We start from the raw sequence: 25,574 nt of genomic DNA on the forward strand, positions 1-25,574 counted from the left end.
TTATCTTGTAAGCGTTAGGAACTGGTCAGTCATAATTTCCCGAAGCCGAAACTTATCGCTCGGAGCGTATGAGCCATTATTTTTGGCGAGATCCTTAGCGGTGTTTTAATTGCGCTTGTTCCAACAACTGATCGATGAAGTAACGGCAATAGGAGGGTAAATACAATTGCTTTAAATAGGCGATTTTAGTCACCGATGCCGGAATCAACCGGCTTAAATCCAACGCCACCAAATCGCTGTCCTTATTGGGTTCGTAAGACGTTTCCGCAATAATGCCTACCCCCAAACCGAGCCTGACATAGGTTTTGATAACATCCGAATCCGCCGCCGCCAAAATAATATCCGGCTGCAACTCGGCATCGTTAAAGGCTTTTTCAATGGCCGACCGCCCGGTAAAGCCGGGGCTGTAAGTCAAAATGGGTTCCGCGGCCAGGCGCTGCAAGGTCAATTCGCCGCTAGTCAACGGATGATTTTTAGGGACAACGGCAACGTGGTGCCATTGATAACATGGCCTGAGAATCAACCTGTCGTCGTCGGCCAGTTTTTCGGTGCAAATGGCTATGTCCGCCTGATGCCGGTGCAGCAAATCGATCAGATTATCCGGCGACGACTGCACCATATAAATTTTGATACCCGGATAGTGTTGGCGGAATTTTTTCACCGGCACCGGTAATAAATACTTGGCCTGGGTATGCGTGGTGGCGATATGCAGGGTAGCGTTCCGGTTGGCGCGAAAATCGTCGGCCATGCTTTGGATGTTCTTCTTGGCCTGATGAATCTGCTCCACTTCACACATGATGCGCTCTCCCAACGGCGTCAACCCCAGTAACCGTTTGCCGTGGCGTTCGAACAACGGCGATCCCAACTCCGTTTCCAATAATTGCAATTGCCGGCTGACCGCCGATTGCACCACATGCATTTTTTCCGCCGCCTTGCTGAGGTTAAAATCCGTCTCTTGCAAAATGCGCAATAATTCCAGCTGATTAAGATTCATCGCCCGCACCAATCTCCCGGTAATGCTGTAATTCCGTTAACAAAAGTTCCAAACAGTCCGCTAATTTCAAGGACAGTTCCAGACACTGCGGTTCTTGCACCTTGGCGGCCTTTTCGGCCGCTTGCGCCAACTCCATTAAGGCGGCCGCCTGAAACACGCCGGCAAAACCTTTTAAAGCATGCGCTACAAACTTAACGCCGGCAAAATCCTCGTCATGGGAGGCTTGCCGTAATTTTTGCGCGTTAGCCTGTTGGGAACCATCCAGCGCACTATCGATGAGCCGTAGAATAAAATCCTGCCGCCCGTCGAAACGCTGCCGGACCGCCGCCCAGTCGATCGCCCCGGTTTGGGCGGTTTCCGGTTGCGGACTTTCCGGCCCGGCTTGTTCGATAACCGGCGCTTCATTCAACCGGTCCCGCGGCTTAACGGGCAAATGCTGCAGTATTACTTTAACCAAATGGTCGTTGTCGATCGGTTTGGTAACGCGCTCCCGCATTCCGGCCGCCAGACAGCGTTGCCGCTCTTCGGGCATGGCATGCGCCGTCAAGCCGATAACCGGCAGGTCGGGGGCTAATTCAAGGATCTTGCGGGTTGCCTGATAACCGTCCATGATCGGCATTTGTATATCCATCAATACCGCATCGATTTGCGTATAACCTATTTCTTCCAGCCTTTCCAAGGCTTGCCGGCCGTTTTCGGCGAAAATCACATCAGCGCCTTCGTAAACCAGCAAATCCTCCAAAACCAACCGGTTCAGCTCTACATCGTCCGCCGCCAATATTCTCAGGCCCGATAGGCGGGGACCGTTTTTCACCCTTGCCGCCGGCTCTTCGGCTCGCGGATGCGTTGCCGGTAACGGAATGCTCAAGCAAAACTGGCTTCCCACCCCCGGCTGGCTTCTAACGAAAATATCGCCGCCCATGATCCGCGCCAAATTACGGCTGATGGCCAACCCCAAGCCGCTGCCGCCGAATCTGCGCGTTGTAGAGCCGTCGGCCTGTTCGAACGCGGCAAACAAACGTTGCCTCTGTTCCGCGGAGATGCCGATACCGCTGTCGCTGACGGTAATTAACGTTTGCCGACGTTCCTGCCTGACGGACAGGCTGACATAGCCGTGTTCGGTAAATTTGACCGCATTGGATAACAAATTGACCAGTATTTGCCGTACCCGAAAGGCATCGCCCACCACCCATTCCGGCAGATGTTTCGACTTTTCCACCACCAATTGCAAATGCTTTTCCTTGGCCCGCAGTTCGATCAAACCGAGGGCATCTTCGATGATCGAAGCAAGGTTAAAAGGCTGGGTTTCAACGGTCATTTTACCGGCTTCGATTTTGGAAAAATCCAGAATATCGTTGACCACGTTCAGTAAATGCATACCGGCATCGTATATCCGCCGGCTATTGGCCTGTTCCGCCGTCGAACCGGTACGGTCGCGTAATGCTATCTTGGCCAAACCGATAATGGCATTCAGCGGCGTACGGATTTCATGGCTCATATTGGCTAAAAATTCGCTTTTAACATGGGCCAAATGTTCGGCTTCCCGGCGCGCGCTCTCCTGGGTAAACTCGGCGGCTTTGCGTTTTCTAATATCCTGAATCACGCCGATATAGGTATGTCCCTCGTCGTCCATCAATTCATTCACCGATAATTCGATAGGAATCAAATCGCCGTTCTTGTGTTTGGCTTCAAATTCCACCCGCCTGCCGATGATGACGCGGCCGCGGGTTTCGCGATGCCGCTTAAGGTATTCGTCATGCCGGCTACCATGCGGCTCCGGCATCAATAGCTTGATATTGTTGCCCATCAGCTCTTCTTCGTGGTAACCGAATAATTCCAGGGTGGCGTCGTTCACCAATAAAATATGGCCGAACGCATCGATTTGCACGACCGCATCGGCCATGGTGCGCAATATGCCCCGGAATCGGGATTCGCTGGCCAGCAGTTCCGTTTTAGCCTGTTTGCGTTCGGTAATGTCGCGGACGGTGGCCTGCAAAATAGTCCCCTGGCCGATGGCAATCGGGCTCAGCTGTACTTCGGCAATAAAGGTTTCGCCGTTCAACCGCCGATGCACCCATTCGAATTCATTAAATCCTTCCGCCATGGCCCGTTGAATTTTTGAGGCGGCGGCCTCGGCGGACGGTAAACCATCGTTCTGAAATGGCGGCGACAGGCTAACCGGATCCTGCCGGATCAATTCCGCTTCATCCCGGCAGGCGAACAAGCTAATGGCGGCGGGGTTGCCCGACAGAATACCGCGAGCGGGGCACAGGGTGATGATGGCGTCGCGCGAGGATTCGAATAACAACCGATAGCGCAACTCGCTGTCTTGCAAGGTTTTTAAGGCCTGTTTTTGGCTGGAAATATCGCGAATGAAAGCGCTGAACTCAATACCGTCGTGCAACTGATTCGGCGTAATGGTCAATTCGATCGGAAACTCATGCCCTTGCCTATGCAACCCCACAATCTCGATGCGTTGATTAACCAGCTTGGCGTTTCCGGACGACAGGTATCGTTTTAGGCCCTTCCCATGGGCTTCCCGAAAGCGTTCCGGAATGATCAGCGTGTGCAATTCGGCCCCTGTTGCTTCATCGGCCCGCCAGCCGAAAACGATTTCCGCCTGCCGATTCCAACCGCATATCAAACCCGCCGCATCCATTTGTACGACGGCATCCAAGGCGCTGTTGACGATACTGATCAGCCGTTTTTCATTTTGTTGCTGGCTTTTCAATAAAAGCGCGAAACCGGCCGCCATTTGGTTAAAGCTGTCGGCCATCTGGCCCAGTTCGTCCCGGCTGGCAATCCGTAGCGATTGATCGAGATCGCCGCGCGCGAATGCCTTGGTCGAACGCACCAAGGCAGCCATGCCGCCGGATACGGAAACATGCGCGCCGATAGCCAAATAGGCCAACGCACCGAACAACAGCATGGGTATGCCGATGCCGAGCCGGAGCACGTCATAGGCATTTTCGATACGGTCTTGAAGCAGTTTGTCGGCAGCGGGAAATAAATTTTCAAGGATCTGCCGGTAATTCGTATCCACCACGAACAGCGCGCTCGATACGAAATATTCCGAATCGTGGGAAAATTCGCCCCGTAAAATATCGGGTAAAGCGACCTGAGTAAATAGATGAACCGCGTTATGCAGACTGTCCCGAATGGCCGAGAGAGGCACTTCTAAAGCCGGATTATATTGAACGGTTTTGAGCAAAATATTTTCAATTTTAGCCATGTGCAATTCGATGTTGTTCTTGGCGAACAACATCGCCATGCGCTGGTCGTCCGTCAAATTTTTTTGGGCCATCGCGGCAATGCTGCGCCCACGCAATTGACAGATTTTTTCCAATACGTCCGGCAGTTCTTCGCTTAACAGGCGAATCAACTGCCGAGTGTCCGGCTCGTTATCGATCAGCAGCTTCGTTTGATCCGCCAGATTGGCCTGTAATTGCAAGACGCTGTCCACCAAGCGGCCATGATCGGCAAAAATGTCTTCGATATCGGCGCCATCATCCCTTGACTGCTTGATACGCTGCCAGTTTTCCCGCATGGCCGCGTAACCGAACCGTTGTTGCATGCCAGCCGGCAAAACTCGCGTTAATACCATGAAAGCCCGGTCGACTTCGCCTTCCACTTCGGATTGGCGATCCTGCATCGACCGCATGCCGCCAGCCACGGCCATGGATAGGCCGCGGTATTTTTGCAGTTCATTTAATAGTTGCGCAGTCGCGTTTAAATGGCGCAAGCCCTCCAATTCCAACTGCGATCTTTGGATCACCCGATTCAGACTTTGATACAGGCTGGCGATGACCACCAAAACGGCCAGCAGCGATAAAATCGACAACAACAGATTTTTTTTGCCGTAACTCAACCGATTCATCACGGCAATAGCTGGAGATAATAAGCCTTGCATCCGGGGACCCCGTTTCCGGAAAAAACGCCGCATCGTCAAAACGACTGCCAACCGCGCCAAACAAAAGGCCTATTCATTCGGACTTTAACAGCTGCTGTTGTTTGTCCACGATGCCGCTCAACCGTAAAGCTAACAAATTGTCCTTGACAAAAAGCGCCTCTACTTGCGTGACCAGCTCATCCACGATGCCGTGCAATTGCAATTCCTGGCTATCGGTCAAAGCCAAGAACACAAAAGCCTCCTCCATTTGCAGCCGATGCAGCTCGATCAATTTTTCCAATTGGCTGTGGTTGCTGGCTTGGTGCGTCTCGATTTCAGCAATCAAATCCACCAGTTCCTTAATTCCCGCCATGCGTGCATTGGCTTGCCGCAAACGCTCCTGTTCCCTGGCCATGGCATCGATCCGCACCCCGACCCCTTCGGCAATGGTGGCCAAATGATCGCGTAAGCGGCCTATCAATTCCGGATCTTCGGTATCCAGACCGGTCGCCAACAAGGTAATGTTGGGATAATTCATGGCCAGCCGGTCACCGGTCTGACTGATGCGCCCCAATTTGGCGGCATAACCCAAAATGGATTTTTCCAGTTCGGTGCACGTTGTATCGGAACGGAAAAAGTGCTCCTCGCCGGCGTCGCTCAATTTAACCAAGACATGCAGGCCAAATTGGTCCATCGTCTCTATAAGCAAATCCCCCAGTGCCCGCAGATTTAAACACTGAAACGATGAGCGGAGAAACTGCAACACCAACCCGGTTTCGCCCAGGCTGGACATGGCCGTAAAGGCCGTTTTTTGCGCATACGACAATTGTTGCTGCAACTGGTGTTTTTGCTCTTCGGCCTCGATGGCTATTTCGACCTTGCGCAGCAGTACATCCTTAGCGGCATTTTTGGGGATAAAATCGTTACCGCCCGCTTCGAAAGCCGCCATCAATGTTTCCAGGTCGTCATGCGCGGAGACAAAAACCACTTGTACCTCGTCGTAACCCTCGGCGCGTAACGCACGGCAGGTTTCAAGCCCGCTTTGCCCCGGCATTTCGATATCCAACAAGATCAGATTGGGTTGCAGGTCCATTGCCGCCAGACATTCGGCGCCGCCGCCGAATTCATGAATTCGATAATCATGGCCTTGCAAATGGTCGGTTACGATCATGCGCTGCAAATTATCGTCATCCACTACAAAAATACGGAAGGGGTTGTCGGACATCAAGTTCTCCAGGGGCATAAGGCAAACGCGGGGCAAACGGCCGCCGATCCCGGCCATCATATCAATTAACCGGCGGCCGCTTTGTAGATGAAGCACTCGAAAATACCGGACATATCGATTTTTGCAACCCGGATAACAGTAAGTATTTTAAAAATGCGAAACCGGTTGTGCCGAAAGCGCTGCCAGGGCCTCGCCAACTACGCGGGATAGGCCTTGTATCGATCGGCCAACGCTAACGCGTCCGCCACGGGTTGGCAGGTAATAAAACCTTGATGCGTATTTAACGCTTTAGCGAAACCGGGGTCTTGAGACAGCGCCGCCAGCCCCTGGTCGGCCAATTTCAACACATAAGGCAAGGTTGCGTCGGTTAGCGCCATGGTGGCGGTACGGGGATAGGCGCCGGGCATATTGCTGACGCAATAATGTATGACCCCGTATTGTTCGTAAACCGGGGCAAGATGGGTAGTGGCATTCGCGGTTTCGATACAACCGCCCTGGTCGATGCTGACATCCACAACCACCGAGCCGGGCTGCATGGTTTGCACCATTTTTTCGGTGACCACATGCGCCGCCCGCGCGCCGTGTATCAGTACCGCGCCCACTACCAAATCGGCATTTTTCACATGTTCGGCAATAGTCGCCGGGTCGGAAATAATGAAGCCGATGTCCGGGGATATCTCGCGTTGCAAGCGGGCCGCGTTTTCCGGAAATAAGCCCGCCACCGTTACATTGGCGCCCAAACCGGCCGCCGTGCGCGCCGCATGACTGCCGACCACGCCGTCGCCGACGATCAGGACATTGCCGTGGCGCTTACCCAACACCGAACCCAGCATCACGCCTTTGCCGCCGTTACAGCGCGCCAGATAATGACAGCCCATTTGCACCGCCATATTGCCGGCGACCGCGCTCATGGGCGCCAGCAAAGGCAAGCGGCCTTGCCGGTCTTCCAGCGTTTCGTAGGCCACCGCGGTGGTTTTACCGCTCAATAACGCTTCGGTGAGCGCTTTGGGCACACCCGCCAAGTGAAAGTAAGTAAACACAATTTGCTGTTTCAGGTACCCGTACTCGGCTTCGACGGGCTCCTTGACCTTGATGACCAACTCCCTGTCCCATGCCTGCTCGACGCCGACGATGTCCGCGCCGGCGCGTTGATAATCCGAATCGCTAAATCCGGAGCCCACCCCCGCCGACGTCTCGACCGAGACCCGATGGCCGCGGGCAACCAACGCCGCGACGCCCTCCGGCGTTAATCCCACCCGGTATTCCTCGCTTTTGATCTCTTTTATCAGACCTATTTTCATGAATTGACACTCCTAATGAGTCAGTAAGCGGCACAAGCCGTTTCCGCAGTATTGCCAAGCCACTTTGGGCTGTCAATTGCCGTATGGCGAAACAGTTTGATTCATCCTGGTTTATAAGTTGGGCCGGTTGCGTGTATGATCCGGCTCTAACGGCAATATCGCATGGGCACCCTCCGCTTTGCCGCCGAATTCCGTATTTTTCTCAAGTTAGCACTATGACCATTATCACTTGGAATGACCAACTCAATGTTGGAATAACGAACGTAGATAAACAACATCAAAAGTTGGTCGACATCCTGAATCAGCTGGATGAAGCCGTGGCCTTGGGTTACAAATACAAAAAAATCCTGCAGCTGGTCGACGAGTTGATCGATTACACGCAATACCACTTTCAGGAAGAAGAACAGCTGATGCAACAAAGCGGCTACGATGCGGCCCAGTATAAAAAACATAAACTCGAACACGACGAATTCATCGAAAAGGTCACTCAAGAGCGGACGATGGCCATCGACAATCCGGATACGGTTTCGAGCGTGTTGTTGGAGTTTCTGGTCGCCTGGCTGATGGACCATATCTTGTATTCGGACAAACAAATGGCGCTGGCGCTGAGCCGAGCCCCGGCGATTAACGATATCGAGCTGCGCAAACAGCAAGCCGACATCATGCACAGCAACCTTTATTTGGCCTTGCGGGAAAGCGAAAACCGTTTCAAGGAACTGGCCGACCAGTTGCCGGCCCTGATCTGGATCACCAACACCCAACATATCCCCATTTTTTGCAACCGGTTCTGGGTGGAAATTTTCGGCCTGCCCAAGCAAAAAATCACCATGGACAACTGGCATAGCGCCATCGACCCCGACGATATCGAGCTGGTTAAACAGGCATACCAAAAAGCCAGCACTGAACTTTGCGAACAACAAATAGAATACCGTCTGAACCGGGGCGAGAAAGGCACCTTCTGGATGCTGGAAAAAATCGTCCCGCGCATCAGGGCAAACGGGCATGTGGCCGGGTTGATGGGCTTCGGCATGGACATCAGCCTGCAGAAACAGGCGGAAGCCCATCTGGAAATCCTGGTCGATCAACGCACAGAACAATTGCGGGAAGTGAACCAGCACCTTGAAGACGAGAAAAATCAACAAGTTGAATTGAACCAGCAATTAAAAGAAGTACAAAGCCATCTTGTGCAATCCGAAAAAATGGCTTCCTTGGGCCAGTTGGCCGCCGGGGTGGCGCACGAAATTAACAATCCTCTCGGTTACATCTATTCCAATCTGAATACCTTAAAACAATACATTCAGGATTTGCTAAACATTGTAGAATCGGGCCAACGCTTGGCAGCGCATCTGCCCGCCGATGACCCGGCCGTCGTGGAGTTTCTGCGGCTGCAACAATCGGCCGACCTGGATTTCATGAAGGACGATATTCCCGACCTGGTCCAGGAAGCCTTGGAAGGCGCGACCCGGGCCAAAAAAATCGTCCAGGATTTACGCGATTTTTCCCGAATCGATAAGCAGGACAAAAGTCCGTTCGATCTGGAGGCCGGTATCGACGCCACGTTGAATATCGTTAGCAACGAAATCAAATACAAAGCGGAAGTCGTCAAAGAATATGCCGGCGTTAAACCGTTTGTCTGCGTCGGCAGCCAAATCAATCAGGTGATTTTAAATCTATTGGTCAATGCCGCCCAGGCCATCGAGGAATTCGGCAAAATTTACATCCGTACCGGTTACGAACCGAACTGGGTTTGGTTTGAGGTGGAAGACACCGGCAAAGGCATACCGGTAGCCATTCAGTCCAAAATATTCGACCCCTTTTTTACCACCAAACCGGTCGGTAAGGGCACCGGACTGGGTTTGTCGCTATCGTATAAAATCATTCAGGACCATCAAGGCAAGGTTGATTTGCAATCCGCCGAGGGTAAAGGGACTAAATTCAGAGTCTCCTTACCTATCCCATAAATTAGCACAGGGACCCGACCGCCATGAGCGCAACCATTCAGATACAGCCGCCTACCCTGCTGTTTGTAGACGACGAACCCAACATACTCAAATCCCTGAAACGGCTGTTTCGGGGCGCGGAATACACTATTTTGTTGGCGGAAAACGGCGAGGAAGGCTTAAGGATCCTGGCCGAAACGCCGGTCGATTTGATCATATCCGACATGCGCATGCCGCAAATGGACGGCGCGGAATTTTTATCCCGGGCCGCCGAACACTGGCCCGAGACTATCCGGATTTTATTGACCGGTTATGCGGACATGGAATCCACCATCAACGCGGTCAATAAAGGCAAAATTTACAGTTATTGCAGCAAGCCGTGGGAAGACAACGAGCTGAAAATCCTGGTCAATAACGCCCTGGAACAAAAACGCCTGCTGGACGAACGCCGGCAGCTGTTTGCGATTATCGAACAGCAAAATCAGGAACTGAAAACCTTAAACGACCAACTGGAAACCAAGGTCCAGCTGCGTACCGAGCAGGTCAGACTCTCGCTGCAAAAAATCGATAACGCCCATAATGCGTTAAAGAAACAATTCAACAACACCATTAAAACCTTTGCCCGCATCATTGAAATGCGCCCCGGCATCAAAAGCGGCCATTCCAAATACATAGCCGAAAACGCCAAAGAGTTGGCCCAACGCCTGAATATGGCCGACGACGACGTCAAGGATATTCTGTATGCCGGCCTGCTGCTGCAAATCGGCAAAATCAGCTTGCCGGACGATTTACTCAGACAACCGTTGACCGACATGACGCTGGCCGGCAGGAAGCGTTTCCTGCATCACGGCCAGGAAGGCAGCAATTTATTGAGCGGCATCGACCAGCTCAAAAATGCGGCCGAGCTGATCCTTTACCAGCACGAAAATTTCGACGGTTCCGGCGAACCGCATGGCTTATCGGGCAGCCAGATCCCCTTGGGATCAAGAATTTTAGCCGTGGTGCGCGACTATATCAGCAGCCTGGACGGCTTTATCACCGGCGCATCGTTAAGCACGGACAACGCCAAGAAGCGCTTGTCGCGGAAAAAAGGCAGCCTCTACGATCCCGCCGTTGTCGATCTGTTTCTGGCCTTGCTGTCGGAATCGCAAAGCGAGGACGAGCGCCCGGTGATCGACATTTCCTGGACCCAATTGCAACCGGGCATGGAAGCGGTTGAAATCATCCACAACGGCATGCTGTATTTAAAGGACCAGATCTTAAGCCACAGCCAAATCGAGAAAATCCTGGAAATGCGCAGGCATAGTAAAGACTTGGTTTTGCGGGTGCGCGTTTAAACCTTGGCCGGCTTATTCAACCCCGTAGCGCTTGAATAGGTAGCGAATTCCTTCCAAGCCTTCCTCGATGGACCAGGCAACCGATTGCGTCAATAAATCCAGCAGGATGATGCCATTGACGGCCGCATCCTCGCTAATCGCCGCTTTCAAACGGCGCGCCAGAGCCCGGTTGATGATTTGCAATTCCTTGTATATCTGCGTGAGCTGCTCCAGTTCCAGAGTGTAGGGTTTGCCGTCCCGGTATAAAAAATACTGCGCCAACAAAAACGTGGACGTGGTGCGGTAGATGGTTTCCTCATCGCTGGCAAGCGGCAAATGAAACCGCGCCATCGGTTTAAAATACTCGGTATGCGGGCAGGCGCTGGTGGCGATGATCAGACCCAGTATCGAACTGATCACCCGCTGTACGGTCGTCTCTCCGCTAATGGTGCGCTCCGGCGTCGCAACCTCCAGACTCACGGTTTGATAGGACTTCATCGAGCCGCACAATTCGATCAGCGGCACCAAATTGGCCGCCACCGGGCAAAGCGGCACCTCGCTTTTCGACAGCGGGCAATTGCCGCACTGCTGGTAATCCAATGCAGCCCAAGCGGGAGCGGGATTTTGCGCGGACGGGATAAAGCTGTTGCTGGCTTTATCGATATGTATCGGAAATTCCAGGCGGTTACCGTCAACAAACGATAATTTGTATAAAAACACCCAGCTTGATTGGTCGGAATGTTCCATGGCCATCATTTTAATTTATGCTATAAGTTATAGAAAAATAAACTCGTCACTACCATGAACAATGAACCCGCCCACGTTTTGCTCGTCGATGACGAACCCAATATACTCAAGGCGCTCGGCCGTGTATTGAAAAATTATACCGTTACCGCCGCCAACAGCGGCTCCGAAGGTCTGGCGCATGCCCTGGGAACCCAATTCGATATTGTCATTTCCGATTACCGCATGCCTGAAATGGACGGCATCGCATTTCTGGAAAAATTCATGGCGATTCAACCGGACGCCATTCGGATCATCGTCACCGGTTATGCCGACCTTGAAGCCGCGCAAAATGCCATCAACACGCTGGGTGTGTTCCGCTTTATCAACAAACCCTGGAATAACCTGGAAATTATCAATGCCGTGGAAAAAGGCCTTGAATTAAAACGGATATTACAGGAAAACAAGGCGCTTGCCGACCAAGTCAGGCAACAACAAGCCAAGTTGAACGAACAGGATGCCATTTTAAAAGCCTTGGAAGCAGAGGAACCCGGTATTACCAAAGTCAATTGGGCGCCGGACGGCTCCATCATTCTGGATGAATCGGAACTGGATGACGATTTTAAGCTTTAACAGCCGATTTTCCGCTTCGCTTTAAAATACGCCCCTAGCTAAAAGCCTACTTATAAAACTATTCCGCCCGATGCCTGAAGAAAGCACGACCGAAGACCAAAAACTGGATATAGCGCAAATCATCGCCTGGTTGGAGGCCGACGGCATGTTATCCGCGGCGGATCTTAAAAAATGCCGCCAATACGCGCAAGCCGGCATCAACAAACATAAACATCCGCTGAAAATCCTGGCCGAGTGCGAATTGGCCGATCGTTCGGCCTTGGGCAAACTGCTGACCCAGGAAGACCTGACGCAATGGCTGGCTAAAAAACTCAAGACGCCCTATTACTACTTCGACCCGTTACGTATAGACGTATCCAAGGTTACGACGGTATTCAGCAAAGCGTACGCGGGCAATTACAACATTTTGCCGATCAAAATCACCGACGACGAAGTGGTCGTCGCCACGGCCGAACCGTTTGTGCAATCCTGGCAACAGGATTTAGCCAAAATGCATAACGGAAAAATCCGCTGCGTGTTTGCCAATCCGGATGAAATCAAGCGCTACGTGGATGAGTTTTATAATTTTTCCCGTTCGTTAAAAGGCGCTAGCCATCAAACCGGCCAACCGGACGGCAGCTCGGTACAAAATTTCGAACAGCTGATCGAACTCAGCAAAAATGCCGATCTGGACGCCAACAATCAGCACGTGGTGAATCTGGTCAACTGGCTGCTGCAATACGCCTTCGACCAGCGCGCCAGCGACATCCACATCGAGCCGCGCCGCCTGCAAAGCAATGTCCGCTTCCGTATCGACGGCGTACTGCACCAAGTGTATCAATTACCCAAGAACATCATGAACGCCGTCTTGAGCCGGCTAAAGATTTTGGGCCGCATGAATATCGCCGAAAAACGCCTGCCGCAAGACGGCCGCATCAAGACTCAAAGCTCGGCCGGCAAGGAAATCGAACTGCGCATGTCCACCATGCCGACCGCCTTCGGCGAAAAGCTGGTGATGCGGATTTTCGATCCGGACGTGCTGTTGCGCGATTACGAGCAACTGGGATTCAACAAGCAGGAATTGCAGATTTGGAACCACATGACCAGCCAGAGTCATGGCATCATCCTGGTGACCGGTCCCACCGGTTCCGGCAAAACCACTACGCTGTACTCCACCTTGAAACGGCTGGCCACGCCGGAAATCAACCTGTGTACCGTCGAAGACCCCATCGAGCAAATCGAACCCGCATTCAATCAAATGCAGGTGCAAGCCAATATCGGCCTGGACTTTGCCAGCGGCATCCGCACGTTGATGCGGCAAGACCCGGACATCATCATGGTGGGCGAGATCCGCGACATGGAAACCGCCGAAATGGCCGTCCAGGCGTCGTTAACCGGCCATCTGGTGTTCTCCACCCTGCATACCAACAATGCACCGGCGGCGGTGACCCGTTTGCTCAATATCGGCGTACCGTCGTATTTGATCCAGCAAACCGTGCTGGGCATCATGGCGCAACGCTTGATCCGGGTGCTGTGCCATTGTAAAACCGCCGTTGTGCCGGACCCGCAGCAGTGGCAAGCCTTGACGGCACCGTTTAAAGTGGCCGCCCCCAAGAAAATTTACCGGGCCGTCGGCTGCAAGGAATGCCGCAACACCGGGTTTGCCGGCCGTATCGGTATTTATGAAATTTTCGAAAACAGCGCCACTTTGCAAAAAATCATCGTAGAGGGTTGCGATGTCAACCAATTACAAAGACAGGCCATCAAGGAAGGCATGCGGCCGCTGCGTTTGAGCGGCGCCGAAAAAGTCGCCGCCGGCATCACCACTATCGAGGAAGTCATGCGCGTGGCCCCGGAACGGATAGATTTATAATCCCGTCAATAACGCAATTCTCGGCCTCCCCCAAAACCCAGCATGCTGCCATGACGGTTCCCCGGGAGAGGCCGAGCCTTACGAACGTTACTTGGGCACCGGCGGCACTAGCCCGGCGCCTTGCCGAATGCCGCGCGCATAATCGCCGCATCGCGTTGATCGACCCGGCCGTCGCCGTTGAAGTCGGCATCCGCGTTGGTCGAACCAAAAGCCGAGCGGAACAGGCCAGTATCGGCTTGGTTGACGATGCCGTCGTTGTTCAGATCGGCGTCGCAAGCGTTACCGAAGCCGTCGCCGTTGCTATCGCGCTGGTTGGCATTGGCCACCTGACTGCAATTGTCTTCGTCGTCGTTGACGCCGTCGCCGTCGCTGTCCTGGACCACAAATAAGACCACGCCGCCGGAATTGGTTTTCAGCTTGAACTGGCCTTGGGTCAAAGCAGGCAGTTGCACGCCGGCGAATTGGCCGTTGACGCCTTGGCCCGCCTTGACGATTTCGAAGCTGTCGCCCGGTTGCGGCAGATAACCCTGCGCCAGTTCGACCTGTAAATCGCCGCTCAAGGTTACGGTGCCGCCGGCGCAGACGCGGTTGAACTTGCCGGTTTCCTTGCCGGCCAGTACCACCCTGTGCGCTGCGTTCAGCTGATGAAAATCCACGTCGCCGCCATAATTGCACAGCGCCCGGGCCGCCGCTTGCCAATCCAGCACGATATTCCACTCGTGCTGTTTTTCCGGCGGCAATGTCGGCGAGGTATCGTTATCCACCGATTCCAGCACCCGTTCCGGCGGCGTGACGGAGGCGTCGCGGCCGAAGATAAAGTCCTGCTCCTCGACGATGGCTTTGTACGCTTTATTCAGCAGCAAGGCGCGTTCGGGCGACGGCGCCGCCAACTCGTAAAAGTCGCTGGCGCTGGCCAGCGCCACGGTATTGAGGCTGCCGTCGGCATGGTAAAAGCGCGATTCCAGCTCCGGATTGCTGCGGAATTCGGTGCCGCCGCCGACCCGTTGCAAATACGTCGCCACCTCGCCCAGGGTTTCGCCGAGATTCGGCGCGTCCGGCATGCCGCGCAGATTGATATAACCCCAGCCGGCGGCGCCGTCTACTTTGCGGGGGAAACTGAAGGTCTTGTCTATCGTCGAGCCGATCGTGGAATGGCAACCCATGCAGAACGCGTTTTCCTCGAAGGTATTCCAGCGCAGTTTACCTTCCTTGTTTTCCAGAAAACCGGTGATGTTCCAGCCGAAATTGGTGCTCAAGCCCTCATGGCCGAAATTCTTGTAACTGGGCAAGGACCCCTGCTCTTTTTCCAGGTTTTCTTCTTCGTAATAATGATTGAGCTGAAAATGGCGGCTCTGGATGCGGCGCTTCATATAGCGCACTTCCTTCATGTGGCGGGCGTTATAAATCGAACCGTCCGGCTTGACGCCGACATAACGCACGGTATGCAAAAACTCGGTATTCAGCGGGTAGACATGCGGGATCAAATCGGTTTGATGGGCGGCGCCGACATAATGCGGACGATTGGCGGAGACTTCGTTGACCACGCTCAGTTGGCCGTCATCGTTCAAATCTTCCCCGACAGCCTGCTCATCGATCGGCCAGGAGCCGATTTTGGCATAGCCTTTGATATTGGCTTCCAGAATCGCCAGATTGGCTTTATAGACATCGCGCGACACGCTGCCGTCGGCTTTTTTATAAAATTCCGCCGGCAGGCGGATCATCACATCGTCGGTGGAACCCTGGGTCGGCCAAAAGGTGCTGGGCAACGGTTTGTAGCTGAAGGCCACCCACCAGCTGCCGTCTTTGGCAAAACCTTCTTCGTCGAACGCGGCCGCGCCTTCGGCCAGATTGGCCAGATCGGGTTTCCAGCCGGTAAACCCGGCGGCGGTCAAGCGCGCCGCCAAGTCGGAATAATTGTCTTGATCGATGTAATCCAGAATCTCGGCATCGCTGATCTGGCCGACGCGCTCGCTGCGGGCCTCGAACAGGTTGCTCCAGTGATTGGTCAGACCGGCGTCGCTAAAACTGTACGCTTCTTGCAGGTCGTGGTCGTTCATGGTGTTTTCGCGGCCGGGTATGGCATTTTGATGGCAGGCATAGCAGGGATTATGCTCGCCGCCGGTATCGGTATAACACTGCGGCGGAATCGGCGCTTCGCGGTTGTACATGGTTTCGGTATCCTGGGCTGCGGGCAGCCACGGCAATACCACGTCGGGGTCGGTTTTCAATCGGTTCAGAATTTGCTGGTACAGCGGTAACTCTTCGGCGAAAGCCGGCACCAATATCCACACATCCGCCATCAACAAGCCGGCAATGACCGCCAGCGTTCCGAGATTTTTCTTTAGCCCGTTCATCACGACACCTTCGAACATAATTTGAATATCAACAACAAAAAAGCAGTTCCACGGCATTGCACCGTGGAACCGCCGGTTTGGCTAAGCCGAAACGCTTGCGATTACGCGCGTTGGCGGCGAACCGCGCCCAGGCCGCCCAGCAATACGCTGCCGAACAACCAGGCCGCGCCTGGCACAGGAACCGCGGTGACGTTCAGGCTGGAAGGCGCGAACTGCAGGCTGATAACGTCGTTGTTGTAGTCGGTCCAGACGTTGTCGAAACCGCTGGTGAATTGACCCAAGGATGCTTGCAAGGCCGAAGTACCGGCCGCCAGACCTTTGAAGGTCAACACCGCGATGTCGAATGAAGCATTTGGCGCGCCGTCGAAGAAGCTGGCAACGCTCAGGTTGCTCAGGGTACCGGCATTGTTATCGACCACGGTATTGACGCCGACATCGGCCAAACCCAAGTCGCCAGGGAAGACGCTGGTGTCGTAGCTTTGCAACGACAACAGGCTGGCATCCCAGGAAACGCTCAAGCCGCCGCCGTAAGTACCGTTGCTGAAGTCGCTGCCCACCAGTTTGATCTGGATGGTGTCGCCTGCGGCAACGGAAGCGTTATCGGGGGTAAAGGAGATGATTGCGGCTTGCGACGCTGACGAAGAAGCCATCAAGCCGGCAAATGCCAACGCAGACAACAATTTTGCTACAAATTTCATTTAAAAGTCCTCGTGTTTAAATCGTTAATAATCGACTTGAATCCAGTCTTACTGAGCAGTACCGGAAGGGCCGGGCTCGGCGCCGAACAGACTACGGAAAATGCCGTTATCCACTTGGTTAACGATACCGTCGCCGTTAAAATCGGCATCGGCATTGGTCGAGCCGAACGCGCCGCGGAAAATGCCGGCGTCGGCCTGGTTGACGATACCGTCGTTGTTCAAGTCGGCGTCGCAGATATTGCCGTAACCGTCGTTGTTGGTATCGCGTTGATTAGCGTTGGCTACCGCGCTGCAGTTGTCCTGGCTGTCGGCAAGATTGTCGCCGTCGGTGTCGGCTTGAATCGACCACAAGGCATCGTTATTGGAAGACGGATGTTGAACCATAGTCAGGAAGCCGCCGCGCGGATCGGCCATGAAACCGGTCGGTTCGGAACCGAAGGGCCCCAAGCTGGCGAACATGTCCATTTTCTCGGCCACGCCGTCTTTGTCGGCGTCGGTCGCCATCCAGATGTCGCCCGGATTTTGGTCTTCGATGATGTAGACCTTGCCGTCTGCATCGACGTAGAGGTTATCGGGCGATCCCAATCCGTAAGTAGACTGGCTACCGGCGGGCACGATCGCGCCGTTGGAGTTCGGCGTTACGCCGCCCTTGGCGAACAAACGTACGTGAGCATCGCTGCTATCGCTGTCGCCGTTGGGGTTCAACTCGATCGAATAGACAGCTGCTTCACTGGTGGTAGCGACATACAGCACTTCATGGTCGTTGCCCAATTTGCCGAAATGCAAATCTTCCGGACGGCCATAAGGCGTACCGGTCACTTCGTCCGCCGCCGCGCGGCCGCCGCGGGTGGTAAAGCTGAACGGGTCGGCATTGGTGGTTTTATTGCCGTCGGCGTCGGTGATGGCAACCCAGGTCGCTTCGCCGGTGCGCGGTTGACCGGCATTAGCAGCGTTATTCCAGGTTGTTGATGGATTACCGGCATAAGCGGTCACTTTCAAGACGAACGTTTGGCCAACGCTCAGATCGCCGGCGACTTTAGGCACGAATTTGTAGATGGAACCGGAGTTGTCTTCGTCGACAAAATACAGATTGCCGGCGGCATCGAATTTCAAGCCTTCATGCGACACGGATGGAATGCTGCTCAACCAGCGCCAGTTGGCATCCGCCAGGCCGGTTGCGGTTTCCGGATTCAGCATTTCGAACAAGCGGCCGTTGCCCGCCCACTCTTCGCCGGTCAACAAGGTGTTCCAAGGCGTCAGCACGGCAGGATCCAAAGCGCCGAAATCGTCGCTCGTTGCGCTCCAGGACGCTGGATTGGATTGAAAGATACCGGTATTGTTGCCTTGCAGCAAAATCGCGGCGGTACCGTTATCGCGGTTGTAGCGGGTAACGCCGGCACCCTGTTGTACTTCGTGAGGAATGTAGATAAATTCGTGGTTGGCGCCGCCGATGTCCAGCATGTCCCACGCTCTAAAAGTGCTGGGGTAACTGCCGCCGAAAAAGGCGTTCATGGCATTTACATCGGTCACTTCGGTTTGCATCCAACCGGCCGGCAATTTGAACGGGTTGGTGTTTTCGTTGGTGTTGCCGGATGTGGCGGAAGCCGTCAACGGCGTAAACGGATCGATGGCGTAAGCATTTGCGCACACCATGCCAATCACGGCGGCTAGTAAGGTTTTGTTCATTAATCCCTCCTGAAGGATCGCATAAATGAGTCGGGTTACGGTCTTTAGCCCAGCACCGATTCTCGGAACCGGCGTCGATAATGCTATCCGGCTCACATAAACAAAACGTTACCGCAGTGTTAAATTTGTATGAAATGTCCTACAAGCTCTTTCGGTTAACGGAACAGTTCATTCGGAACATCAATGCCAGTCTTTCGTTCGCGGCATTGACACTATTACTTGTCTATTTCGGGTTTGAAACAGAGGTATACCTACCGCACCTCAAATTTCGGCAGTCATCCCTGACCGATGATCTGGAAGCGATCGGTCAATAGTGAGCGCAGGGAGTCGTGGTATTGATCCAAGCCGGTGAAAAATTGGTCGCAGGCGGCTTTAAATTCAGGAAACGTTTCGTAGTAGTGCCCGTACAGCACGGTTTTCTCGAAGAACTTCCAAAATCGCTCGATCAAGTTGAGATTGGGCGCATAAGGTGGCAGAAAAACCAGTTCGATTTTGGCGTGTTCCAGATAGTCCGGCATGAGCTGAGACCGGTAATAACGGGCATTGTCGCAAATGATTTGAATCCGGCCAGCTTCGGGGTTTTGGGCCTCGATTTGTTGAAACAACTTGATCGTCGATTGGGCATTGATGGTGTCGTCATAGCGGACGATGGCACTGAGATCATTGCAGTCGATGACGCCATTGATATTGAGCCGTTACCGGCCCGTGTTGCTGCGAATCTCGTGCGCTTGATCCAGCCGTAGGCGGCGATCGGATTGTGGTGCTGATGGGTGGCATCCATGAAGTAGAGCCCGTCTTCCGCCTGCTGGGCGGCCTTGAGTTGGCTGTACGTTTCAATGAAGGCGCGCTGCTTCTCGGCGTCGGCTTTGCCGGGTGTGATGGTTGCGCACACTTTCCCGGTCTATCATCAGCGCCAGGGCCATTTGGCTGACTTGCCAGCCACTACCGAGCAAGTACACAGCGAGCCGATCCGCATAGCGCTTGTCGCTGGTATGGCGATGCTCATATTCCAGCTCGTCGAGTTCCGCTTGGCTTAGATAGCAACGATTTGACATGATCAGATTATATATAAATCAATTACTTAACCAATACTTCTAAACCAAAATTTGATTTGCGAGGGGTATACTTATAAATACCATAATTTTTAATGTGATTTTAACTTGACTCCGCGCACCGTCATGCCCAACAATTAGAATACACTAAAAATCTGTTGGAGAATGCTATGGATCGGTCGCTTCAAATCTCTCGTTCCTTCTGGCTTTTCTGCTTATTTTTTACCGTCGGTCTTACTTATGCCGATGAAAAATCCCAAAAGACTTCCATTCCGCATCTATCATCGTTATCCCCCTCCAGCGGTTTACAAGGGCAGAAAATCACGCTCACCGGCACCCATTTCGGCCCCCGGAAAGGCAAAGTTTATTTCGGCAAAACCGAACTGACTGAGAAAAAAATCGCCTCTTGGAGCGACACTCGGATAGTCACTACCGCCCCCAAGGGCAGTGGAGAAGCGGTCGTGCAGCTGATGACCAGCAAAGAAAAACGCAGCAACCAACTAACCTTCAAATACGTGCAAACAACGCCCGGAGACTCAGGATCGGGATCCGGTACGACTTTTCTGAGCAATTTTAAAATATTGGCCAATAACGACTTAGGCATGCATTGCGTGGACGACGATTTTTCAGTGTTTTCCATCCTGCCTCCTTATAACGTCATCAACGCTCAAGTGCTGGGCCAGGATGCTTCCGGCAAACCGCAACTGCTGGATAAAAATACCGTCATTCTGCGCTATGCCCCCGTCCAAGATAGCAACAAATCGATTAACTCTACCTCACTCAACAAAACCAACTTCTGGGATTTGGACCCCACCAAAAACCTTAGTTATGCCGAACTGTTATTTGGGGTTAACTTGGGCAAGGGACAAGGTATCAAAAATCTGTATATGCCTGCCGATGCACCCGCTCCCGGCAATACCGTGTTCGGTTGGAGCGATCATTTGGGTATGTTTACCGCCGAAGGCATCCCGATTTTCCCCATTGACGACGTGAACCATTACAACCCTTACCCCATGTTGAGAATAACGGCTTATGACGCCCGTAATCCCAGCTTGGAATTGGCGCATACCGACATCGTGGTACCGGTATCGGATGAAACGACTTGCAGCAATTGCCATGCAACCGGAAAAATCGCCGCCAATAACCCTAATATTGTTTGGTCCAACCACCTCAACCTGGAAGTGCAATCCAGAAATAATGTCTTACTGGCGCACGACTATCATGAAAACACCAATCTAACCAACCAAAAGCCGGTGTTATGCGCCAGTTGCCATTATTCGCCCGCACTCGACTTAGCGGGTAACGGCCAACCCACCGGGGACCAAATCGGCCATAAATGGATGTCTCAGGTCATGCACGATTACCATGCCGACAAGATGGCCGAAGTGGACGGCAAAGCGATTTTCGACAGCCCCGCGCCGGTTGCAGGTCTTGACACCAAATTAAATGGCGTCCCGGCTCCAGACCAACAAGCCTGCTACCAATGCCACCCAGGTTCGGAAACTAAATGCCTGCGCGGCGCCATGACGGAAACCGTTACCTGCCAAAACTGCCACGGGGGCATGGCCGCGGTTGGCGGCGCGCATGCATTACGCGCTAACGGTCCAATCGATCAAACCAGTCCGGCCGCCAACCAAATCCGTAAAGCCTGGACCGATGAACCGCGTTGCCAATCCTGCCACACAGGCGACGCCGTCAAGCACATGACGCCTGCCGGGGCCACTCTGGCCAGCGACGGTATCCGTTTGATTCATGCTTACGATCTCAACGATCCAGCCGCATCCCCATTCCTGGCCGGCAATAAACGCTTCGCGGAAAATGACCATAAATTATTCCGATACAGCAATGGGCACGGCGGTATAGCTTGCGAAGGCTGCCATGGCAGCACTCACGCCATATGGCCCAGCGACAGCGGGCATCCGAATGACGATATAGCCGCAAAAGACCTGCAAGGCCACGCCGGCACCATCAGCGAATGCACCGCCTGCCACAAAGCCAACACCTTACCGCTTACCTTGAACGGCCCGCATGGTATGCACAATGTAGGCGACAGCCGTTGGGGACAGGAAGACGGCCATCCCGCGTTTTACAAGAGCAACCCGGCGGAATGCAAAGCCTGTCACGGCGGCGACTTACGAGGTTCAGTGTTATCGAAAGCGGGGGTCGACAGAAACTGGCGGACTGAATGGGGGAACAAATCGGTTAAAAAAGGCGAGCCGATTGGTTGTTACACTTGCCACAACGGACCTGATGGCGACTAAAAAGGTAAACAATCCCTTAGGTGCAAGGATGCGCATAAGAGGCAATTATTTACCCAATCCAAAACGAGCGGCTTCAAGCAGTAATTACCAATAATTCGCGGCTTAAACTCGCTTCTTAACACACTCCAATACTTTTATGAGGAAAATTTATGCATAAGACTAAACGTAACCTAGTCGGCGTTTTACTGGGCGGCATAGGCCTATTCGGCGCTAACACAGCCATGTCCAGCACAACCTTCGGCACCTTGAGCAATTTCGACGTTTTTAACGACTCCACCACCGATAGCTATTATGGCTTCGAAATTGAACTGGAAGGTATCGATTCGTCTTCCATTGCAAATTTCAACGGCAATTTCTACACCTTTCATAACTGGCATTACGGATCAGGTCAAATAAGCACCGTAAACGGAAATACTATTGTCCGTTATTTCGATGGCGGCATACATAGCACGGCCCCATTTACATCTCCCATCACCAACACCGGCGGCCACTCCTGCATCACTATTGACGGTTGCGAACACTTCGGTTTGGCGTTGAATGGCGCTCCAACCGCATCCCGCTATTTTTGGTTGGACCAAGCGGGCAACCGCGCCACGGCGGTTAACCTGATCGGCGCCCCCATCATCAACGTGGTACAACCGGCGGCTCCCGCACCGGGCGTGCCTGCACCGGCTCCGCAAGTGCAGTTCGTCATGGAAGCCCCGGAAGCCCCGGAAGCGCCCGAAGCCAATCAAAAGTTTTCCGACGCCGTCTGGGTCAAGGTTATGAAAACGGAACTCGATCTGGAGCACATGGCCAACCTGGATGATCTGATGGCCGATAATCCGGATAAAATCGCCGACGCGGAAAACGACGGTGTCGAGGTGGAGTGGAAACTACTGCAACGCCGGCTGGATGACCCCGACGGCGTCAACAACAAACTGGACAGCGGTTTACAAGAAGTAGGCGCCGATGCGGAACAAGTGTTGAGAACCTATCAATTTTTCGCTTTCACCGGCACTTACGATCCGGAACATGAAGCCCAATGCGTTGAGGCCGGCTCTTGCGAAGATGACCTACAAGACGACCCGGCCAACATCGATCTTTACGTGGGCAGATTGCTGGGTCAACAAATGGTCGCCGCCAATCTAAACGGCCCTATCGAATTCCCCGCCCAAGTCCCTTTACCCGGGTCCGTCTGGCTATTCGGTTCGGTTTTGGCCGGTTTTATGGGCTTCTCTCGACGCAAACCGATTTCCAAGCAATAAATCTGCTCGATGCAACCGCGGCTTAGTTATTAATCAGCATCTGGACCTTATTGCTGACCCACAAGAGACGCAAGGACTTGCGTCTCTTTCAATCTTCCTTCCCTCAAGACGACTCCAATAAAGCATAAACATAGATAGACGGTCGAAAATCAATCTACTAATTGAACTATGTTTAATTTTACTTTACAGTATCTCCTGCAACTTGTAATCCGTCTGCTAAGATGCGCCCCCAGGAGGCATACTATGTTAAAAATTTTTCTACACTGGCTACTTTCATTGCTATACCGGGTCAAGGTCATCGGCTTGGAAAATTACCGTCAAGCCGGCGACCGGGTGTTGATTGTGGCCAATCACACCTCGTTTCTGGACCCGTTATTGCTTGGGGTGTTTTTACCGGACGACATTACCTTTGCGATCAATACCCAAATATCGCAACGCTGGTGGTTAAGGCCTTTCCTGCGCTTGTCCAAGGTGTTTCCGATGGACCCCACCCATCCGTTATCGCTGAAAGCCCTGATTCATCACCTGCAAAACGACACCAAGACCGTGATTTTTCCGGAAGGCCGCATCACGGTGACCGGATCGTTGATGAAAATTTACGACGGCACCGGCATGGTGGCGGACAAATCCGGGGCGACGATCTTGCCGGTACGCATCGACGGGGCGCAGTATACGCCGCTGTCCAGGCTTAAAAACATCGTCCGCTTGCGTTGGTTTCCGCCGATTACCATTCACATTCTGCCGCCTACCCGTATCGACACCCACGGCGAATTCACCGGCAAGGCCAGACGCAAACACAGCGGTCACATACTGTCCGACATCATGACCGAAATGATGTTTGCCACCAGCCAGTACCGGCAAACCGTTTTCTCCGCGCTACTGGAGGCCCGCAAAATTCATGGCGGCAAGCATACGATGGCCGAAGATTTGGAACGCCAGCCGCTCAGTTACGATGCTTTGATCACCCGTAGCATCATTTTGGGCAAACTGGTTAAACCGCTGACGGTAGCAGACGAAAATGTCGGCGTTCTGCTGCCCAACTCCACCAAAACCCTGAGCGTCATTTTGGGCCTGCAACTGACTAAACGGGTGCCGGCCATGCTGAATTATTCCATCGGCTCGGCCGGCATGGCCTCGGCTTGCGCGACCGGCAAAGTCAAGATTGTGTTGAGTTCGCGAAAATTCATCGAACTGGCGCATCTGGAACACGAAGCGGAGGCATTGTCCCAGCATGTCAAGTTGGTATATCTGGAGGATTTGGCGGCATCGCTAACCGCCGCCGACAAATTCGTGGCCTTGCTCCAGGCCAAAACCGCCGACTATTGGTATAAAAGCCACGCCTACGATGCCGATGACGCCGCCGTGGTGCTGTTTACCTCCGGCTCGGAAGGCGCCCCCAAGGGCGTGGTGTTGTCCCACGCCAATATCATTGCCAATCACCAACAAATCAAGGCGCGCATAGACTTCAACCCCACCGACGTGGTACTGAATTTTCTGCCGATGTTTCATTCCTTCGGCTTTACGGTCGGTACGCTGCTCCCCGTATTGAACGGCATGACCGCCTTCTTCTACCCCTCGCCGCTGCATTTTGCCGTGGTGCCGGAAATGGCCTACGAAGTGGGCGCCACCATCATGTTCGGCACCAATACCTTTCTGGCGGCTTACGCTAAAAAAGCCCACCCTTACGATTTTTTCAGCATGCGTTACGTGGTGGCCGGCGCGGAAAAACTGCAGGAAAGCACCCGTTCGATGTGGCTGGACAAGTTCGGCATCCGGGTACTGGAAGGCTACGGCGCCACCGAAACCGCGCCGGTGACATCGGTCAACACCCCGATGGACTACAAGGCCGGCACGGTTGGCCGCTTCATGCCGGACATGCTGTACAAGCTGGAACCGGTGCCGGGCATCGAACACGGCGGCAAATTGCACGTAGCCGGCCCCAACATCATGAAAGGTTATTTATTGCCGGATAATCCGGGTGTGCTGGTACCGCCCTGCTCGCTGTACGGCGAAGGCTGGTACGACACCGGCGACATCGTTAATGTCGACGAAGACGGCTTTATCCATATTCAGGGCCGCAGCAAGCGGTTTGCCAAAGTCAGCGGCGAAATGGTTTCCCTGACGGCGGTGGAGCAACTGGCCAGCCACGCTTGGCCCAGCGCGCAACATGCCGCGGTCAGTCTGCCGGATGCCAAAAAAGGCGAACAAGTCATTTTATTGACCACCCAAGCCGCCGCCACGCCCAAGCAATTGGCGGACGCCTCGCCCGGCATCGCGGCTATCACCCTGCCGAAAAAAGTCCTGGTGCTGGATAAGATCCCGGTATTACCCACCGGCAAAACCGACTACATTTCCGCGACCCAATTGGCGGATACGCTTATCAACGCCGAGGCGTAAATCAGT

General features: G+C 53.5%; 17 protein-coding genes. 7 read left to right on the forward strand and 10 right to left on the reverse strand.

Annotated elements, in window-relative coordinates; all coding sequences use genetic code 11:
- Positions 1–94 precede the first annotated feature (94 nt).
- From NP596_RS02335 to ald, 4 genes are all read right to left on the reverse strand, one after another.
- Positions 95–994 carry a LysR substrate-binding domain-containing protein gene (locus tag NP596_RS02335; protein WP_256613599.1) on the reverse strand — a complete coding sequence of 300 codons (900 nt, stop codon included), beginning with the start codon at positions 992–994 and terminating at the stop codon, positions 95–97.
- Complete coding sequence (locus tag NP596_RS02340; RefSeq protein ID WP_256613600.1) at positions 984–4,904, reverse strand: PAS domain S-box protein; 3,921 nt, start codon at positions 4,902–4,904, stop codon at positions 984–986. The genes NP596_RS02335 and NP596_RS02340 overlap by 11 nt, the downstream gene beginning before the upstream one ends.
- 73 nt (positions 4,905–4,977) lie before the next feature.
- Positions 4,978–6,108: a response regulator gene (locus tag NP596_RS02345; RefSeq protein ID WP_256613602.1), complete on the reverse strand. Its 1,131-nt coding sequence runs from the start codon at positions 6,106–6,108 to the stop codon at positions 4,978–4,980.
- Positions 6,109–6,305: 197 nt separating this feature from the next.
- Positions 6,306–7,409 carry an alanine dehydrogenase gene (gene ald, locus NP596_RS02350; protein ID WP_256613603.1) on the reverse strand — a complete coding sequence of 368 codons (1,104 nt, stop codon included), beginning with the start codon at positions 7,407–7,409 and terminating at the stop codon, positions 6,306–6,308.
- Between the two features lie 215 nt (positions 7,410–7,624).
- Here ald and NP596_RS02355 point away from each other — a divergent pair, with 215 nt between their 5' ends.
- Both NP596_RS02355 and nosR read left to right on the forward strand, forming a co-directional pair.
- On the forward strand, positions 7,625–9,370 hold the full coding sequence (locus NP596_RS02355; protein ID WP_256613604.1) for a bacteriohemerythrin: 1,746 nt from the start codon (positions 7,625–7,627) through the stop codon (positions 9,368–9,370).
- A gap of 23 nt (positions 9,371–9,393) precedes the next feature.
- Positions 9,394–10,686: a response regulator c-di-GMP phosphodiesterase, NosR family gene (gene nosR / locus NP596_RS02360; protein ID WP_256613605.1), complete on the forward strand. Its 1,293-nt coding sequence runs from the start codon at positions 9,394–9,396 to the stop codon at positions 10,684–10,686.
- Positions 10,687–10,698: 12 nt separating this feature from the next.
- Here nosR and NP596_RS02365 read toward each other — a convergent pair whose 3' ends face one another.
- Positions 10,699–11,412, reverse strand: coding sequence for a DUF6901 family protein (locus tag NP596_RS02365; protein ID WP_256613606.1), 714 nt, complete (start codon positions 11,410–11,412; stop codon positions 10,699–10,701).
- A gap of 54 nt (positions 11,413–11,466) precedes the next feature.
- Between NP596_RS02365 and NP596_RS02370 the strand changes: the two genes are divergently transcribed.
- Entirely contained in the window at positions 11,467–12,021 is a 555-nt protein-coding gene (locus tag NP596_RS02370; RefSeq protein ID WP_256613607.1) for a response regulator, read from the forward strand.
- A 70-nt stretch (positions 12,022–12,091) separates the two neighbouring features.
- Positions 12,092–13,873, forward strand: a complete 1,782-nt coding sequence (tfpB, locus tag NP596_RS02375; RefSeq protein WP_256613608.1) for a type IV pilus assembly ATPase TfpB — start codon at positions 12,092–12,094, stop codon at positions 13,871–13,873.
- 107 nt (positions 13,874–13,980) lie between these two features.
- On the opposite strand, the gene NP596_RS02380 is transcribed toward tfpB, so the two are convergent.
- The 5 genes from NP596_RS02380 to NP596_RS02405 all read right to left on the reverse strand — a co-directional run bounded on the left by NP596_RS02380 (position 13,981) and on the right by NP596_RS02405 (position 19,666).
- Positions 13,981–16,227 carry an Aq_1262 family (lipo)protein gene (locus NP596_RS02380; protein ID WP_256613609.1) on the reverse strand — a complete coding sequence of 749 codons (2,247 nt, stop codon included), beginning with the start codon at positions 16,225–16,227 and terminating at the stop codon, positions 13,981–13,983.
- Between the two features lie 101 nt (positions 16,228–16,328).
- Positions 16,329–16,925, reverse strand: coding sequence for a cohesin domain-containing protein (locus NP596_RS02385; protein ID WP_256613610.1), 597 nt, complete (start codon positions 16,923–16,925; stop codon positions 16,329–16,331).
- Positions 16,926–16,973: 48 nt separating this feature from the next.
- Positions 16,974–18,611 (reverse strand): alkaline phosphatase PhoX, encoded by a 1,638-nt coding sequence (locus NP596_RS02390; protein ID WP_256613611.1) that lies wholly within the window; start codon positions 18,609–18,611, stop codon positions 16,974–16,976.
- A 275-nt stretch (positions 18,612–18,886) separates the two neighbouring features.
- The gene (locus tag NP596_RS02395) at positions 18,887–19,297 is read right to left on the reverse strand and encodes a transposase (RefSeq protein WP_371927887.1); all 411 of its coding nucleotides are present in this window, start codon (positions 19,295–19,297) and stop codon (positions 18,887–18,889) included.
- 147 nt (positions 19,298–19,444) lie between these two features.
- A complete protein-coding gene (locus NP596_RS02405; protein WP_256613613.1) occupies positions 19,445–19,666 on the reverse strand; it encodes a hypothetical protein in 222 nt (73 codons plus the stop codon).
- A 167-nt stretch (positions 19,667–19,833) separates the two neighbouring features.
- Here NP596_RS02405 and NP596_RS02410 point away from each other — a divergent pair, with 167 nt between their 5' ends.
- The 3 genes from NP596_RS02410 (at position 19,834) to NP596_RS02420 (ending at position 25,568) form a co-directional block, all read left to right on the forward strand.
- Entirely contained in the window at positions 19,834–21,924 is a 2,091-nt protein-coding gene (locus NP596_RS02410; RefSeq protein WP_256613614.1) for an IPT/TIG domain-containing protein, read from the forward strand.
- 149 nt (positions 21,925–22,073) lie between these two features.
- Positions 22,074–23,171 carry a hypothetical protein gene (locus NP596_RS02415; protein WP_256613615.1) on the forward strand — a complete coding sequence of 366 codons (1,098 nt, stop codon included), beginning with the start codon at positions 22,074–22,076 and terminating at the stop codon, positions 23,169–23,171.
- A gap of 243 nt (positions 23,172–23,414) precedes the next feature.
- On the forward strand, positions 23,415–25,568 hold the full coding sequence (locus tag NP596_RS02420) for an AMP-binding protein (RefSeq protein WP_256613616.1): 2,154 nt from the start codon (positions 23,415–23,417) through the stop codon (positions 25,566–25,568).
- The last annotated feature ends 6 nt before the right edge of the window (positions 25,569–25,574 follow it).

Source organism: Methylomonas rivi (assembly GCF_024505165.1).
Lineage (GTDB): Bacteria > Pseudomonadota > Gammaproteobacteria > Methylococcales > Methylomonadaceae > Methylomonas > Methylomonas rivi.